We start from the raw sequence: 511 nt of genomic DNA on the forward strand, positions 1-511 counted from the left end.
CAAGTTGCTAAAGAAATTCGAACGCTAGGGCGTGGTATCCATAACATTAAAGTACTTACGTTGTGCGGCGGTATGCCGATGGGACCGCAAATTGGTTCGTTAGAGCATGGTGCACATATCCTTGTTGGTACTCCGGGGCGTATCCTGGATCACCTTGAGAAAGGCCGTATTAAATTGGAAGAGGTGAATACATTGGTGCTGGATGAAGCCGATCGTATGCTAGAAATGGGCTTCCAAGATGCTTTAGATGCAATTATTAATGCGGCGCCTAAACAGCGTCAGACATTGCTGTTTAGCGCAACATTCCCAGATAAGATCGAGAAAATCGCTCAGCGTATTATGAAATCGCCAGAGATGATCAAGGTTGAATCGACTCACGATACTTCCAGCATTGCTCAATACTTCTACAAAGTAGAAGGAACTGAAGCGCGTGATGAGGCGCTAGCCAATCTTCTTTTGACTTACCAACCAGAGTCGGCGGTGGTGTTCTGTAATACGAAGAAAGCGGTTC

The 511-nt window shown here is 46.0% G+C and carries 1 protein-coding gene; it reads left to right on the forward strand.

Translation table 11 applies throughout. The annotated features are described in order from the left end of the window. Nucleotides 1-511 (forward strand): DEAD/DEAH box helicase (locus R7P74_RS29590; RefSeq protein WP_318124321.1); only part of this gene is annotated, 511 nt, incomplete at both ends.

The sequence above is a fragment of the Vibrio sp. 2033 genome (assembly GCF_033339735.1).